General features: G+C 74.3%; 12 protein-coding genes. 7 read left to right on the top strand and 5 right to left on the bottom strand.

The genetic code is table 11. The features are described 5' to 3' along the window. Window positions 1–664: 664 nt before the first annotated feature. From ACH4F2_RS29670 to ACH4F2_RS29660, 3 genes are all read right to left on the bottom strand, one after another. Window positions 665–1,549 carry a 4'-phosphopantetheinyl transferase family protein gene (locus tag ACH4F2_RS29670; protein WP_398135826.1) on the bottom strand — a complete coding sequence of 295 codons (885 nt, stop codon included), beginning with the start codon at window positions 1,547–1,549 and terminating at the stop codon, window positions 665–667. Continuing rightward, the gene (locus ACH4F2_RS29665) at window positions 1,546–3,315 is read right to left on the bottom strand and encodes an acyl-CoA dehydrogenase (RefSeq protein WP_398135825.1); all 1,770 of its coding nucleotides are present in this window, start codon (window positions 3,313–3,315) and stop codon (window positions 1,546–1,548) included. The genes ACH4F2_RS29670 and ACH4F2_RS29665 overlap by 4 nt, the downstream gene beginning before the upstream one ends. Before the next feature lie 107 nt (window positions 3,316–3,422). After that, window positions 3,423–4,043 carry an alpha/beta fold hydrolase gene (locus tag ACH4F2_RS29660; protein ID WP_398135824.1) on the bottom strand — a complete coding sequence of 207 codons (621 nt, stop codon included), beginning with the start codon at window positions 4,041–4,043 and terminating at the stop codon, window positions 3,423–3,425. Window positions 4,044–4,345: 302 nt separating this feature from the next. On the opposite strand from ACH4F2_RS29660, the gene ACH4F2_RS29655 reads away from it, so the two are divergent. Next, window positions 4,346–4,729, top strand: coding sequence for a DUF6059 family protein (locus tag ACH4F2_RS29655; RefSeq protein ID WP_398135823.1), 384 nt, complete (start codon window positions 4,346–4,348; stop codon window positions 4,727–4,729). A gap of 50 nt (window positions 4,730–4,779) precedes the next feature. Here ACH4F2_RS29655 and ACH4F2_RS29650 read toward each other — a convergent pair whose 3' ends face one another. Then, a complete protein-coding gene (locus ACH4F2_RS29650; RefSeq protein ID WP_398135822.1) occupies window positions 4,780–6,042 on the bottom strand; it encodes a sensor histidine kinase in 1,263 nt (420 codons plus the stop codon). Window positions 6,043–6,576: 534 nt separating this feature from the next. On the opposite strand from ACH4F2_RS29650, the gene ACH4F2_RS29645 reads away from it, so the two are divergent. The 6 genes from ACH4F2_RS29645 to ACH4F2_RS29620 all read left to right on the top strand — a co-directional run bounded on the left by ACH4F2_RS29645 (window position 6,577) and on the right by ACH4F2_RS29620 (window position 13,464). Continuing rightward, entirely contained in the window at window positions 6,577–6,906 is a 330-nt protein-coding gene (locus ACH4F2_RS29645; protein WP_398135821.1) for a hypothetical protein, read from the top strand. Window positions 6,907–6,948: 42 nt separating this feature from the next. Continuing rightward, window positions 6,949–9,474 carry a TOMM precursor leader peptide-binding protein gene (locus ACH4F2_RS29640; protein WP_398135820.1) on the top strand — a complete coding sequence of 842 codons (2,526 nt, stop codon included), beginning with the start codon at window positions 6,949–6,951 and terminating at the stop codon, window positions 9,472–9,474. A 195-nt stretch (window positions 9,475–9,669) separates the two neighbouring features. Next, window positions 9,670–10,275: a DNA-binding response regulator gene (locus tag ACH4F2_RS29635; RefSeq protein ID WP_398135819.1), complete on the top strand. Its 606-nt coding sequence runs from the start codon at window positions 9,670–9,672 to the stop codon at window positions 10,273–10,275. 151 nt (window positions 10,276–10,426) lie between these two features. Further along, the gene (locus ACH4F2_RS29630; protein ID WP_398135818.1) at window positions 10,427–11,203 is read left to right on the top strand and encodes a BTAD domain-containing putative transcriptional regulator; all 777 of its coding nucleotides are present in this window, start codon (window positions 10,427–10,429) and stop codon (window positions 11,201–11,203) included. Between the two features lie 198 nt (window positions 11,204–11,401). Further along, window positions 11,402–13,165, top strand: coding sequence for a carboxyl transferase domain-containing protein (locus tag ACH4F2_RS29625; protein WP_398135817.1), 1,764 nt, complete (start codon window positions 11,402–11,404; stop codon window positions 13,163–13,165). After that, window positions 13,162–13,464, top strand: coding sequence for an acyl-CoA carboxylase epsilon subunit (locus ACH4F2_RS29620; protein WP_398135816.1), 303 nt, complete (start codon window positions 13,162–13,164; stop codon window positions 13,462–13,464). Before ACH4F2_RS29625 ends, ACH4F2_RS29620 begins: the two co-directional genes overlap by 4 nt. Window positions 13,465–13,640: 176 nt before the next feature. On the opposite strand, the gene ACH4F2_RS29615 is transcribed toward ACH4F2_RS29620, so the two are convergent. Next, window positions 13,641–14,732 (bottom strand): acyltransferase domain-containing protein, encoded by a 1,092-nt coding sequence (locus ACH4F2_RS29615; protein ID WP_398135815.1) that lies wholly within the window; start codon window positions 14,730–14,732, stop codon window positions 13,641–13,643. Between the last annotated feature and the right edge of the window lie 289 nt (window positions 14,733–15,021).

The following is a 15,021-nucleotide window of genomic DNA, read 5'->3' as shown; positions in this document are numbered from 1 at the left end:
GGAGCACCTGCGCGCGCGGTGGAAAGTGACGAGTGCGGTCCGAACACGGTCCAGGGGCCGGGACAGTGGGCTTGTGGCCTCTGTCCCGGCCCGGGCGCCTCCGATGGACGCCGCCCCAGGTCCCGAAGCGGTCTCATCGGCAAGTCCACAGTGGCGGTGCGGGCTTGACACGACCTCGAGCCGGGGTGGAAGGGGCGGGAAGGGCGCGCGGGCCGGCTCGACGGCGCGGATTCCCCGCCACGGACGGGCGCGCGGGGGAGCCGCCCGGACGGCAGGACGGGGGCAGGCGGGTGGTGTCCGCGGCGGCAGGACGGGGCAGGGGGGTGTCCGGGCGGGGAGCGGGGCTCGCCGGCGGTGTCCCGGGCGGCCGTTGCCGTACGGGGCGGCCTGCGTGCGCCGCTGTCGGCACCGTTGCCGTACAAGAGCGGCCTGTACCCGCGGGTGCCGGCGCCGTTGCCGTACGGCCTGCCCCCGCCGGTGCCGTTGCCGGCCTGCCCGGTTCCGCGCCGGGGCCGACGCTGCACGACTCGGGCGGGGCCGACACCGTACGACTCGGCAGGGTCCGACACCGTACGGCTCGGCTTCGGCGGAGTCACCGCGCACGGAACCGGCCCCGTGCCGCCTCGGCGGGCGTCACGGGGCCGTCCGGGGTGTGCGCTGCGGCTCAGTGGTCCAGGGAGCCGATGGCCGCCAGGATCTGACGGTTCAGGGCCGTGCCGGCGCGGGTGTCCGGCTGGGCCGAGCGCCGGGTGTCCTGCAGCGCGATCGCCGCGAGATGGCCCGTGGGCAGGTCGAACGTGGCGAACCGCCAGGTGTCGTCGGTGACGGGCGTACCGTCGGACCGTTCGAGCAGGATCGTTTCGGCTGTCGTGCTCCCGTCGGCTCCCGCCGGCCCCGCGCCCGCCCCCGTGCGGAATCCGAACTCGGTGAACGGAAACCGCAGCCCCTGCCCCAGGGCCTTGCTGTACGCCTCCTTCAGCGTCCACAGCGACAGCAGCAGCCCGTTGCGCTCCTCGTCCGCCGTCGCCGCCAGCCGCAGCCGTTCCGGTGCCGTGCACATCAGGGTCTCCACGTCCCGCCCGCTCAGCCGCCGCCTGTGCGGCTCGGCGTCGATGCCGATCAGCCCCAGCGAGGTGATCCCGCACATCAGCAGGTCGCCGGTGTGGCTCAGGCTGACGTCGATCTGGTCGTGACCGCGCAGGTGCACCCGCCCGTTGAGCCCGTAGCTGAGCTCCAGGGAGTTCGGCTCCGTGCCCAGCGCCACCGCCGCGCTGTGCCGGATCAGCAGCCGGGTGGCCAGGAACCGGTCACGCAGCTGCTCGCCGTTCAGCTTGCTGTAGCGCGCCCAGTCCCGCCCGAGCAGGAAGCGTCGTTCGGCCTCCGGCGGCAGCAGCGGGCGCCAGTCGGCGAGCGAGGCGTGCACCAGGCCCACGCCGGAGGTGTCCAGGTCGTGCAGGAGCCGGGCCCAGGGCCCGGAGGGCCCGTCGACCCGGCTCGGCGGCGACAGGGGCGGCCGGGGCGGCCGGGGGCCGCCACCCAGCGGGCTCATCCCGCGCACCCGGAGCGCAGCAGGTCCAGGCTGTGCGGGACGCGGACCCGCTCCAGCACCTCGTCGCACAGCCGGCCCTCGATCGAGCGCGGCAGCGCCGGCACGGACCTGCCCACCCGGCGCAGCAGCCGGTGCAGGGCGAGCGCCGCCCACGCCGGGTCGGTGAGGAAGGCGTCGCCTCCCGCGCCCGCGTTCAGCCACACGCCGACGCAGGCCGCCGCGGCCAGTACCAGCGCGTACCGCTCGCTGAGCGGGAAGCTGTGGGTGTCCAGCAGTAAGCCGCCCGCGGAGGCGGTGAGCCTGCCCGCCTCCTCACGGATCCCGGCGGCCTCGGCGCACAGCCCGGCGACCAGTTCCCGCATCAGCTCCGCGTGGTCCTGCCCGGTGAGCGCGTCGGGCAGCCGGAGCGCGGCGTGGGCGAGGTAGTCGAGCAGTCCGTCGCCGCCACCGAACACGGCGAGCCGCTCGCCGTCCATGGGCGGCAGCGGCACCTCGAGCCGGAACAGATCGGCGGGGGTCGGGGCCGCGGCGGGCGCGCCGGGCGCCAGCGCCGGCAGGTAGGGCGCGATCACCGACTGGCAGATGGCGCTGCTGACGTGCCCGAACGTGATCGTGGACAGGTCCCGCAGGTGCTTGCGGAAGACGGCGTTGTGGCCCTGGTCGGCGTGGAACGCGTCGCCCATCACGGCCGACAGGTCGTACAGGGCCTCACTGACGATCTTGGGCACGATGTACTTGGTGACCGCCGTGAGCACGTCGCACTGGTCGGGCAGCAGATGCACCGAACGGCTCGCCGTCAGCGAGAGGCAGTCGGCGACCAGCAGGTCGACGAAGGTGCCGGCGATCGCCGAACGGGTGGACGCGTCCCCGGCCGGCCCGCCGAACTCCCGCTCCTGCGCGGCGCGGACGGCCGCCCGCAGCGCGGTGTCGGCGAGCCCGATGGTCATGGACGGGAGGACGGCGTGCACGGCCGGGTAGGCGCGCAGGCTCAGCGCGACGCCGTCGCCCCACGTGCCGACCAGCGACTCGCCCGGCAACGGGCAGTCGAGGAACTCCAGGCCGGCCGCCTGCACGCCCCGCACCCCGGTGGTCCGGTGCCGGCCGAGGGCACGCACGCGCGCGGGCGGCACCATGGCCGGGTCGAACATCAGGATCGAGTAGTCGGTGTCCCCGTCACCGGTGCGCACGAAGCCGATGACGAGTTCCGCCGTGTGCGCGTTGTTGATGGCGTTCTTGCGGCCGTTGAGCCGCAGCATGCCGTCGTCGCTCCAGGCGGCGGTGTACTCCTGGGAGTGGAACGCGGACTCGTGCTCGAAGCGCTGGCAGGCCACTCCCACCGTTCCGCCCCGAAGGATCACCGAGGCCATCCGGCCGCACTGGCGCGCGTCGCCGTTCAGCCAGACCATCTGGGCGCCCAGGAAGGGGGTGAAGCCGTGGCTGAAGGCCAGGGCCGGGTCGCGCCGGAAGACCGGCCGCATCACCAGGCCGAGCAGGTCGGCACCGGCCATCCGCCCGCCGAGAGACTCGGGCACCAGCTCGGCGGGCAGACCGAGGCTCTGGAACCGCCGGACGCCGACCGCCGAGGTCTGACCCGCGCGGTCCGCCTCGAGGACCGCGTCGAACCCCATCGGGTTGTCGGGGTGCCACGGATCGCCCAGGCCGTCCTCGATCTCGTCGAGGCGCGCACGTAGCCGGGTCAGCCGGTCGGGCCGCCATTGTGTGTCGCCGCCGGTGACGGCGGCGATGATGTCGTCGTGTTCCTGCATGGTCACCCCAGGGCGGTCGCGTAGGACAGTCCCTCGCACGGTGACCCCATGGGCTGGAGGCCGCCTCGACCGGGAGTCGAGGCGGCGCCCACGGCCGGTCGGCGGCATCAGGCCCGCCGCCGTGGCCGCGTCACCCCGTCCACCAGCCAGCGCCGTACCGCGCGGCTCGACGGCTCGGTGCCGCCCCCGGCCGGGAAGGCGCGGAACTCGCTGTGCGCCAGGGCGAGCCTGAGCAGGGCCAGGTCCTGCGGCGGGGTGAGCGGATCGTCGGCCGCGTAGGCGACGCGCACCAGCCCGTTCAGCGCGTAGAGCGTCTCCGGACGCAGCGCCAGAGCGCCGAGCACCTCGGGCAGCAGGTCCCGGCGCCCGGCCCCGGTCATCCGTACGAGGGAGTCCAGATCGGCCTTCGGCAGGGACAGCAGCAGCTCCGGTTCGTCGAACAGCCGGGCCACCGGCGCGCCGACGAGCTGGACGACCCGGATCCGGTCGTCCCGGGCGGCGGCGTCCAGCGCGAGCCGCCCGCCGAGGCCGAAGCCGATCACGTGGACGTGCTCGGTCAAGGCGGCCCGGGCGCAGTCGTCGACGATCCGGGAGAGCGTCGCCTCGAAACGGCCGGGGCACAAGGGCGCCGCGGCCGGCGCGGTGGCGACCACGGCGTGTCCGCGGCGCACCAGCCGGGTCAGCAACGGTACGTACCGGTGCGGCCCGCCGAGGCTTCCCGTGATCACGACGACCAAGGGCCTCGGTCGTCGCCGGTCCAGTCCTCCGCTCCACCACACCGGCCTCTGGCCCGCCATCAGTCCCTGGCCACGTGACCGGTAACAGGGCTGGTCATCACTTACTCCTCCCACGGCGGCACGACGGCCCGCGGATCCCGGAAACCGGGCACGAGTGTTCCCGTAGCGGCTCGAGAGCCGCTGAAGCCGGAGGCGGGGGAGGGCGGCGTCCGCGTCGAGCCCGGTTCGAGCCGGACGTGAGCGCACCGGGGAACGCTCACGGGAGGGGGCGGGCTCGGCAGAAGGAGACGGGTGTGGGACGCGGACGAGGCCGTGGGGTGGTGCGCCGGGCGGTGCGCGCCGTGCAGGCCGTCTACCGGGCGCTGGTCGTCTACGGAGCGTGCTGGGTGCCGCTTCCGGAAGAGGAGCTGCGACGGTTCCTGGACGGCGGGTACGCGGGCGCCGGTCAGCGCGGCGCGGACGGCGTACCGTCCGACGGGCACGGGCACGGGCACGGGCACGGGGACGAGCACGAGGACGGGCACGGGCACGAGGACGGGCACGGGCACCGGACGGGGTGGTCCGCGCGCGGCGTGCGGTTGACGGGACCCGGCCCCGGGCATCCGGAACGGTTGCGGCGGGACATCCCGCTCACTCCCCTGGAGCGGCGGCTGCGGCGGGAGCTGGACGCGCGCTGAGCGGGGCAGGCCGGACGGCCGGACGGCCGGACGGTCGGCCGGTCGGACGGTCAGACGGTCAGCCGGGGTGAGGCCTCCCGGGGTTCCGCCGCGTCCGCGACCGGCACCGCGTCCGCCGGCACCCGGACGACCAGCCGGAAGACCCCCGCCTCGTCGCCCTTGCCGCGCCCCACGCGCAGCCCGCCCCCGACCGTGGCGACCCGGGCGGCCAGGTTGCCGAGCCCCGTGCCGCTGGACGCGGTGCTCGCCGGCATCGAACTGCCCGCGCCGACGCCGTCGTTGACCATCTCCAGCTCGACGAACGCCTCCTTGCCGTCCATCGACGTGGTGATCGAGCAGGTGCTGGACTGGCTGTGCCGCAGCATGTTGGTCACGCCCTCGCGCAGCACCGTCGCCAGGATGGTGTTGGCAGTGGAGGACAGGCCGGTGACGGACACGTCGATACGGGCGTCTATGCCGGCCGCCTTCAGGACGGAGCGGGCCGACTCCGCCTCCACCAGCAGCGACATGTCCCGGTAGCCGCGCGCCACTTCGCGCACGTCGGCCAGCGCCTGCCGGGCGATCGTGAGCACCTCGGCGACCTCGTCCCGGGCCCGCTGCGGGTTGCTGTCGATCAGCCGGGCGATCAGCTCGTTCTTCAGCGTGATGGAGGAGAGGCTGTAACCGAGCAGGTCGTGCAGGTCGCGGGCGAACCTCAGCCGTTCCCGGGCCACCGCCATGCGGGCCAGCTCGTCACGGGACGCGTGGATCGCCGCGGCCAGGGCGGCGAGCCGGGCCACCGCGAAGAGGACCAGCCCGGTGAGCGCCGTCGACACACCCATGTACGCGACGTTCACGGCACCGAGTGACTGGAATGCCGAGATCACCACGACGGCGGCCGTGGTCAGACCGAACAGGGCCCAGCCGGTGCCCCGCGGCAGCAGGAGCAGTAATGATCCGGCGAGGAAGCCGGCCATGCCGCCCCACTGCCAGCCGAAGGCGACGAGCGGGGTGAAGGTCAGCACGGCCTGCAGCACGAGGCTCCACGGCAGCACGCGGGCGCGGAGCGCCGCCGTGTGCGGTGCGGAGTGGAGGTACTGCAGGACTGCGAGCACCGGCGGTACTCCCACGCACGTCATGAGTTCCGCGCCGCCGGGAGCGGAGTCCAGCACGTTCACCAACTGCATGAGCAGGTAGCCCGCGAAGACCACGACGACGAGTACCGAGGCGATGGCCGGGCTGGGGGCCGCGGAACTGACCGCGGACAGGTCCGGGGCGGCGGAACCGGTTCGCTTCGGCGGAACTCTGCGTTTGCGTTCGGCCTTCTGCGACACCAGACCTCCAGTTGTCCTGGATCCCCCGAACCGGCGTCCGAATCATAACGGAGGTGAGCATCCTGTGGAGGGTGCGCACATGGCTTCCCGAGAGATGCCTGATTTCCAGTAAAAGGTCCTGCTCACCGGTCCGGTTGACACGGGAATATGGCGACCAGTGAAGAATTCACATCCCCACACGTGAGCCGATAACTGGCTCGGGGCCAGCGGGATTGCGTTAACTCATGCCCAGCACAGAGGCGCAGCACCTTCGCAGCACCGAGCGCAGCACAGATCGCAGCACCGATCGCAAGGACAGGCCGGCGCCCCCGGACGGCCCGGCGCGGAGGAAGTAATTCCGACACCGCGTCCAGGGCCCCCGCTCCTCGGCGCCGCCCAGGCGGCCGGCGGCACTCCGTACGACGCCCGGCCCGCCGGCCGGCGGTACGACCGCGCGCCGGCGTGCGACAGCCGGGACGCAGCGCACAGCACGTCCTATGCAGCACCGACGACGTCCGGCGCCCGTGCGCGCCGTGCGAACCCAAGGGAGTCACCATGAACCAGTCCGCTTTCGCCGACCGGCAGTTCGACTCGTTCCTCGGCACCCCCGACGACGAGCTCAGGTTCGCCGAGCTGATGACCCACGCGTTCCTCGACCCGGCGACCGCCGAGCGCTACGCCACCTCGCCCTCCTCGGTCCTGGCCGAGTTCGGACTCGCGGTCGGCGCCGGCGCCCGGACGCCGGCCCTGCCGCGGCCCGCCGGGGAGGGCGTCGTGCGCGAGGACTTCTCCGGACTGGGGGACGCGGGCGTGTGCCTGCTGACGCTGTGCATCGCCGACACGGAGTACGGCACGGTCACCGGAACGGCCGCCGCGACCCGCTGAACCCGCTGAACCACACGACGACAGGGGGAGAGAGCATTGCGAGTGGGGTTCAGAAGACACGTACGCGCCGAGGTCGTCCCGGGCGAGGGCACGTACGTCGTGTCCGAACGGGGCATCGTCGCCTTCGAGGACGACCGCGTGGAAGTGATCGCTCCGCTGCTGGACGGCACGAGGGACTTCCGTACGCTGGTCGCCGACGCGGCACCCCGGTGCTCCGCGCTGGACGTGGCGATGGCCATCGGCCGGCTGAGCGAGGCCGAACTGCTCAGCGGCGTCCCCGGGCCACCGATGACCGGACCGGCCGGCGGGCCCGGCGGGGAGCCGGCCCCCGCGGACACCGGCCAGAGCCTGAGCCCGGGCCTGAGACCGAGCCCGAGCCGGATCCCGAACGCGCACCCGAGTCCGGTCCTGAGCGGGATCGCGAACGCGCCCCTGAGTCCGGCCCTGAGCGGGATCGCGAACGCGCACCCGAGTCCGACCCTGAGCCGGATCCCGAACGCGCACCCCAGTCCGGTCCTGAGCCCGAACCCGAACCGGAACCAGAACCAGAACCAGAACCCGAGCCAGAACGCGAGTCCGAGCGGCCCGCCCCAGAACCCCGCCGCACCCCACCGGCCGGGTCCCGCCGGGCCGGCCCAGGCCGGGTGTGCCGCCGAGGCCTACTGGGAACTGGCGGGAGCGCCCGGACCGTCGAGTTCCCTCGTGGTACGGGTCGAGGCGCTGGGCGGGGCCGACGCGGGGGCCGCCGCCCGGGCGTGCGCCGCCTCCGGCCTGACCGTGACCGACGACGCCGCGGACGCCGGTCTGACCCTGGTCGTCTGCGACGACTACCTCGACCCGGCGCTGCGTGCGCTGGACGAGCGGCAGCGTGCGGCAGGCCACCCCTGGCTGCTGGCCAAGCCGCACGGCACCACCCCCTGGGTCGGCCCCCTCTTCCGGCCCGGCGCGTCGGCCTGCTGGCAGTGCCTGGCCCACCGGATGGCCGGTCACCGGGCCACCGAGGCCCACCTGCGTGCCCGCCTCGGCCGCTCCGTACCGCACCCGCCGGCCGAGACGTCCGCGAGCCTCATGATCGGCCACCAACTGGCGGTCGCCGAGGGACTGAAGTGGCTGGCCGGCCACCGCTATCCGGGCCAGGACGGCGTGCTGACCTTCGACACCATCGACTTCACCAGCCGGCTGCACCCGCTGCGCGCACGACCGCAGTGCCCGGGCTGCGGCGACCCCGCGCTGGTGGCCCGCCGGGTGCTCCGCCCGGTGACGCCGGTCTCGCGGCCGAAGGCCGAGCGCACCGGCAACGGGCACCGGGCCGTCACCGCGGAACAGACCCTGCGCACCTACGAGCACCTGATCAGCCCGATCACCGGAGTGGTCAAGGCGGTCGAACGCGACCCGCGCGGTCCCGCCGAGTTCAACTCCTTCCGCGCCGGACACAACCACGCCCGCGGCGCCCACGGTCTGACCGGTGCCGCCTCGCGGCTGCGCGGCGAGAGCGGCGGCAAGGGGATGACCGAACTCGACGCGCGGGTCAGCGCGTTGTGCGAGTCCCTGGAACGGCACTCGGGCACCTTCCAGGGCGGGGAGCCCGTCGTACGGGCGAGCTGGCACCAGGTGGCGGACCGCGCCGTGCACCCCGCCGACTGCCTGCTCCACCACCCGCGCCAGGGCGTCACCCCCTTCGACGAGGACGCCCCCGCCGACTGGACACCCGTGTGGTCCCTGACCCGCGGTGAGCAGCGTCTGCTGCCCACGGCACTGCTGTACTACGACGCGCCGCGCACCCCCGGGCTCGGCTGCGTCCGGGCCGATTCCAACGGCAACGCGGGCGGCACCAGCCTGGAGGACGCCGTCGTCCAGGGCTTCCTGGAACTCGTGGAGCGCGACGCGGTCGCCCTGTGGTGGTACAACCGCACCCGGCAGCCCGGCGTCGACCTCGACTCCTTCGAGGAGCCCTGGACCGACCGGATCCGTGCCGTGCACGCCGCACTGGGGCGTGAGGTGTGGGCCCTCGACGTCACCTCGGACTTCGGGATCCCCGCCTTCGCGGCGGTCACCCGGCGCGTCGGCGGTGCCACCGAGGACGTCCTGTTCGGCTTCGGCGCCCACTTCGACCCGTCCGTGGCGCTGTGCCGCGCACTGGCGGAGATGAACCAGATGATGCCGGCCGTCGTCGGCGCCGGGCCCGGTGGGAGCGGCTACGGGTGCCCGGACGAGCGGCTGACCGAGTGGTGGCGCACCGCGACCGTGGCCGGGCACCCCTATCTGCTGCCGGACCCCGCCACCCCGCCCCGTACCCGTGCCGACTACCGCTACACGCCCCGCGCCGACCTGCTGGACGACGTCACGGCCATCCGCGCGGCCGTCGCCGAACGGGGCATGGAACTGCTCGTCCTCGACCAGACCCGGCCGGACATCGGCCTCCCGGTGGTCAAGACGATCGTGCCCGGAATGCGGCACTTCTGGGCCAGGTTCGCGCCCGGACGGCTGTACGACGTCCCCGTCGCGCTCGGCCGGCTCGCCGAGCCGACACCGTACGAGCGGCTCAATCCGGTGCCGATGTTCCTGTAGGCGTCGTGTGGATTTCTCGTAAGCGCCGGACGAATGTTCCAGCGCGTCCGGTATGTCCCGCCAACTGTTCAAAATCGCGGCAATACGGGGAACCCGACTGTCCACGAGCCCCTCTCGTCATCGGTTCCGGCACGTACTGTGGCTTCCGGCCAACTCCGTGCGGGGGCGCGGACGGCCGGAGGGGGGACACGACTCGTGATCAGGATCCTGATTGCGGAAGACATGTGCATGCTGCGGCGGGCGCTGGTGGAACTCATCTCCATGCAGCCCGACATCGAGGTCGTCGCCGAACTGGAGTCGGGCGCGGACATCGTCCGCGAGGCGGAGGCCCGCAAGCCGGACGTGGCCGTCCTGGACATCGAACTCCCGGTCCTGGACGGCCTGTCCGCGGCCCAGGAGATGCACGAACGCGGCCTGGCCACCCAGGTGCTGATCCTCACCAGCCTCGGCCGGCCCAACCATCTGCGCCGGGCCCTGGACGCGAACGTCCGGGGCTTCATGCTCAAGGACGCCGGACCGGACCGGCTGGCCGACGCCATCCGGTCCGTCGCACGAGGAGACCGGGTCTTCGACCCGCAGCTGACGCTCGCCGCCCTGGACCACGTGGAGTGCCCGCTCACGCCGCGCGAGACGGACGTGCTGCGGCTCGCCGCGTCCGGCGACGACGTCGGCGACATCGCCAAGAGCCTGCACCTGTCCGTGGGCACGGTGCGCAACTACCTGACGACGGTCGTCTACAAGCTCGGCGCCCGCAACCGCGTCGACGCGATCCGCATCGCCCGCTCGTCGGGCTGGCTCTGAGCACCGGCGGGTGAATCCCTCACGGTGCGGCCGTGAGGGATTCACCCGTGATCCGGGTTCCGCTCACTGGCCCGCCGTGTCCGCCGCGTGCGACGGTCGGTACGCCAGGGGACCACCGGTCCACGGGGCGACCGTCCAGGGAGGGACACCCTTGAAGCTCACCGTGCTGGGCCCGTTCTCCGCCGCCATCGACGGTGCACCGATCGTCCCCACGGCGGCCAAGCCGCGCCAGATACTCGCCCTGCTGGCGGTGCAGGCCGGTCAGGTCGTCACCGTCCCCTCCGTCATCGAGGAGGTCTGGGGCGCCGCCGCCTCCCCGAAGGCCCACGTCAGCGTGCAGACGTACGTCCTGCGGCTGCGTACGTTCATCGGCCGCGCCCTGGGCGACCCGGCCGCCGCCCGCGAGGTGCTGGTGACCCGGCCGGGCGGTTACGCACTGCTGACCGGACCCGACACCGTGGACGCGCACGTGTACGACCGGCTGTGCGCCGAGGCGCAGACCGCGGTGGAGCGGGGCGACGACGCCCGCGGGGCCCGGCTGTTCCGGACGGCGCTCGAGCTGTGGCACGGCGAGGCCTTCGCCGGCGTGCGCACGGGTGCCGTGCTGGGCCTGGAGGCCATGCGGCTGGAACAGAGCCGGACCGGCGTACTGGAACGCCGTATCGCCGCGGAGCTGCGGCTCGGCGCCCACGAGCGGCTGCTGCCCGAACTCGCCTCTCTCACCACGGGCCACCCGCACCACGAGGCCCTGCAGGCGCTGTACATGACGGCGCTGGACCGCTCCGGCCGGCCGGGGGGAGCCCTCGCCGTCTACGACGTCCTTTGCCACCGCCTCGACGAACGGTTCGGCCTGCTGCCCTCGCTGGAACTGCGCCGCCTGGCGGACGACGTGCGCACCCGGGCGACGGCGACGGCCGCCCGCGCGTAGCGCACTCTCCGGATGCCCCCGGGGCGTGTCTCGAGCGTTCCCCTAACGTCCCTCCAGCGACCCGCTGTGTGCTGGGTGGTGCCGGTCCCGCGCGGTGGGAGCCCTCGGCCCCGAGCCGGCGCAACCCCACGGGAGACCGGCCGGGCAGTACCGCGGCCGACCCGCGGAGAACCGCCGACAGGAAGGTGAGCGGGGGACATGAGCGTCTACGAGGTGGAACGGCCCGCGCCGGGTCCGGCCGAGGCAGCGGCGTCCGTGCCCGGTGCGGCCGGGGTGCCGGCGTCCGTGCCCGGTGCGGCCGGGGTGCCGGCGTCCGCGCCCGGTCCGGCCGAGGCAGCGGTGTCCGCGCCCGGTCCGGCCCGAGCGGTGGCCACCGGCGCCGGGCAAGGGCCGCCCGGGCCGTCCGTCCCGCCCGACCTGCGTGAACTGACCGGCCGGCTCGCCGCACTGAAGGCGCTCGCCGCCGCCGGGCCCGGTGAGGCGGCCACGCAGGCCCAGCACCGGCGGGGCAGGCTCACCGTCAGGGAGCGGCTGGACCTCCTCTTCGACGAGGGCACGTTCCGCGAGATCGAGACCCTGCGCCGGCACCGGGCCACGGGATTCGGGCTGGAGGACCGCAGGCCCCACACCGACGGCGTGGTGACCGGCTGGGGCCTGGTGGAGGGGCGGCGGGTCTTCGCGTACGCCCACGACTTCCGGATCTTCGGCGGCGCCCTCGGCGAGGCCCACGCGCAGAAGATCCACAAGGTGATGGACCTCGCCGAGACGGCCGGCGCACCCCTGGTGAGCCTCAACGACGGTGCCGGCGCCCGCATCCAGGAGGGCATCTCCGCCCTCGCCGGGTACGGCGGGATCTTCCAGCGCAACGTCCGCTCCTCCGGTGTCGTACCGCAGATCAGCGTCATGCTCGGCCCGTGCGCCGGCGGCGCCGCCTACTCGCCCTCGCTCACCGACTTCGTGTTCATGGTGCGTTCCACCTCGCAGATGTTCGTGACCGGCCCCGACGTGGTGCGGGCCGTGACCGGTGAGGAGGTCACCCACGAGGAACTGGGCGGCGCCGAGGTGCACGCGGCCCGCTCCGGGGTCGCCGCGTTCGTCCACGACGACGAGGAGAGCTGCCTCGCCGAGGTACGCCACCTGCTGACGCTGCTGCCGTCCAACAACCGCGAACTCCCCCCGGAGACGGAGCCCGACGACCCCGTGGACCGGCGCTGCGAGGCGCTGCTCGACCAGGTGCCCGCGGAGCCCCGCCGCAGCTACGACATCCGTCCGGTGGTCGCGGAGATCGTCGACGACGGCGACTTCACCGAGGTGCACGAGCTGTGGGCGCCGAACGTGGTCTGCGCACTGGCCCGCCTGGGCGGCCAGACCGTGGGTGTCGTGGCCAACCAGCCGTCGGTGTCCGCCGGCGTGCTCGACATCGACGCCTCCCAGAAGGCCGCCCGGTTCGTGCAGTTCTGCGACGCGTTCAACATCCCGCTGGTCACCCTCGTCGACGTACCCGGGTTCCTGCCGGGCGTGGGCCAGGAGCACGACGGCATCATCCGGCACGGCGCGAAGCTGCTGTACGCCTACTGCAACGCCACCGTGCCCCGCGTCCAGGTGATCCTGCGCAAGGCGTACGGCGGTGCGTACATCGTGCTCGACTCCCGCTCCATCGGCTGCGACCTGTCCTTCGCCTGGCCCGGCAACGAGATCGCCGTCATGGGCGCCGAAGGCGCCGCGGGTGTGGTCTTCCGCAAGAAGATCGCCGCCGCCGACGACCCGGAGGCGACCCGGACGCGACTCATCGAGGAGTACCGCGCCGAACTCATGCACCCCTACTACGCCGCCGAACGCGGCCTCGTGGACGACGTCATCGACCCCGCCGACACGCGCAGGGTGCTCATCGACGCGCTGGCCATGCTGCGCGCGAAGCACCGTGCGGGCCCGGCCCGCAAGCATGGGAACCAGCCACAATGACCCCACGGACGACCACTTCCACGCCCTCGCCGACGGCCGCACGGACCGCTCTGGCGCCCTTCCCGCTCCCCCCGGCCGTCGCGGTCGCCGACGCCTCGGCCGCCGAGCAGCTCCCGAAGCCGCTGCTGGTCTTCCGCGGGGACCCCACCCCGGACGAGGTCGCCGCGGTCACCGCAGCCATCCTGGCGGTCCTGCCCCGCCGCGCCCCCACGCCCCCGGTCCCGGCCCGCGCCCGCGCCCGCCGGGCCCGCTGGACCCCGTCCGAGGTACCGACGGCGTCCTGGCAACGGGCGAGCTAGAAGCCCGCCCCGGGCCGTACGGCCCCTCAGAACCCGTGCCCCGGTCGACATCCCCCGCGACCGGGGCACGATCACGCCCGGGCGAGCCCGCCGGGCCGGTGCCCGCGTGTCCGGGCGAGGCGGCCGTCCCGGCCGCCTCGCCCGGAGGTGTCGCGCCCGCGCCGGGCAGAGCGCGCTCACGGCGAGAAGCGAGCGGGCCCGGACGAGTCCGGGACGTGGCCGGCACCGGTGCGGGCGGCGGCGGGGACACGGGCGGGGTCGGCGGCCGGCAGGAGGCGGCGGGCGGCCTCGGCCAGCTGGGCGCGGTCGTGTTCCGCTCCCGCCCGCACCGCGCTCAGCGGGACGACCGTGCCGGCGCCCCGGGCGACGGCGGGGTGGCGACGGGCGATGGCCGACAGCCCCTGCCCGGGCCCGGCCTCCACCACGAGGAACGGCCCGGGCCCCAGTGGGCCGTCCGCACCGAGGAGATGACCGAGCGCCGCACCGAAGTGCACCGGCCGGGAGGGCTGCATGGCCCAGAACCGCGGATCGCGCACGAGGGGTTCGCCCAGCTCCCGCCCGGTGTACCCGGACACCACCGGGGTGTGCGGCGGGCGCAGCGAGATCCGCCGGTAGGCGGGTACGGTCGCCGCGCAGGCGTCCGCCACCGACGGGCTGTGGTACCCGGCGGTGGCCTTGGCCGGCATCCAGGGCGTGCCGTCCTCGGTGAGCCGGGCGGTGACCTCGCCCAGGTCCGGGTCGGGGCCGGCCAGCATGACCTGGGTGGGCGCGTTCACGGCGGCCACCACGACCCGGGGAGTGAGCCGCCCGGCGACCTGGGCCGCGCTCGCCGCCACCGCGACCATGCCGCCGGGCGGCGCCCCGGCCAGGGACTCCACCCGCGCGGCGAGTACGTCCACGGCGTCGTCCAGGCTCATGATCCCGGCGAGCACGGCGGCCGCGTACTCACCGGCGCTGTGCCCGAGATACGCGGCCGGCCGCACCCCCCACGAGGCGAGCAGCGTGCCCAGCGCCACGTCCAGGCCGAACAGCAGGGGCTGCGCGCGCCGCACGTCGTCCAGCGGGACGGCCGGCGTGTCGCCGAGCCAGTCCGCCCTGACCCGGGCGCCCTCGTCGCCGAGCCGCCCGAACACCTCGTCCAGCACCCGGGTGAACACCGGCTCGGTGCCGTACAGCCCGCGCAGCATGCCCGGGTACTGCGAGCCCTGGCCCGGCAGCAGCACGACCACCGGCGGGGCGGCGGACTCCCGTTCCGGGACGGCGCTCACCGGGCCCCGCCCCCGCGCGGAACCACGGCACTGTCGGGGCTGCCGTCGCCGCGGGCCTCCACGGCTGCGGGTGTCGCTGCGTCGGTGGCTGTCATCACCAAAGTCCTCTCCCTGCGGAGTGCGGATCGCGGATCGCGGGTCGTGGGTCGCGGAGTGTTCCGCACCGGAGGGTTACGGCAGCGGATAGCGCTGAGGTGGAGAAGCTCTGAAGAACCGTCCGGCCGACGGGGCCCGCCCGCCGCCGAGAACACAGCGCCGCCGCTCGTGGGGGCCGCCCAGCGGGCGGCGG

It is taken from the genome of Streptomyces sp. NPDC017890, assembly GCF_044328675.1.
Classification (GTDB): domain Bacteria; phylum Actinomycetota; class Actinomycetes; order Streptomycetales; family Streptomycetaceae; genus Streptomyces.
The sequence above is the reverse complement of the archived record's forward strand: the minus strand, read 5'-3'. Positions and strand labels throughout refer to the sequence as shown.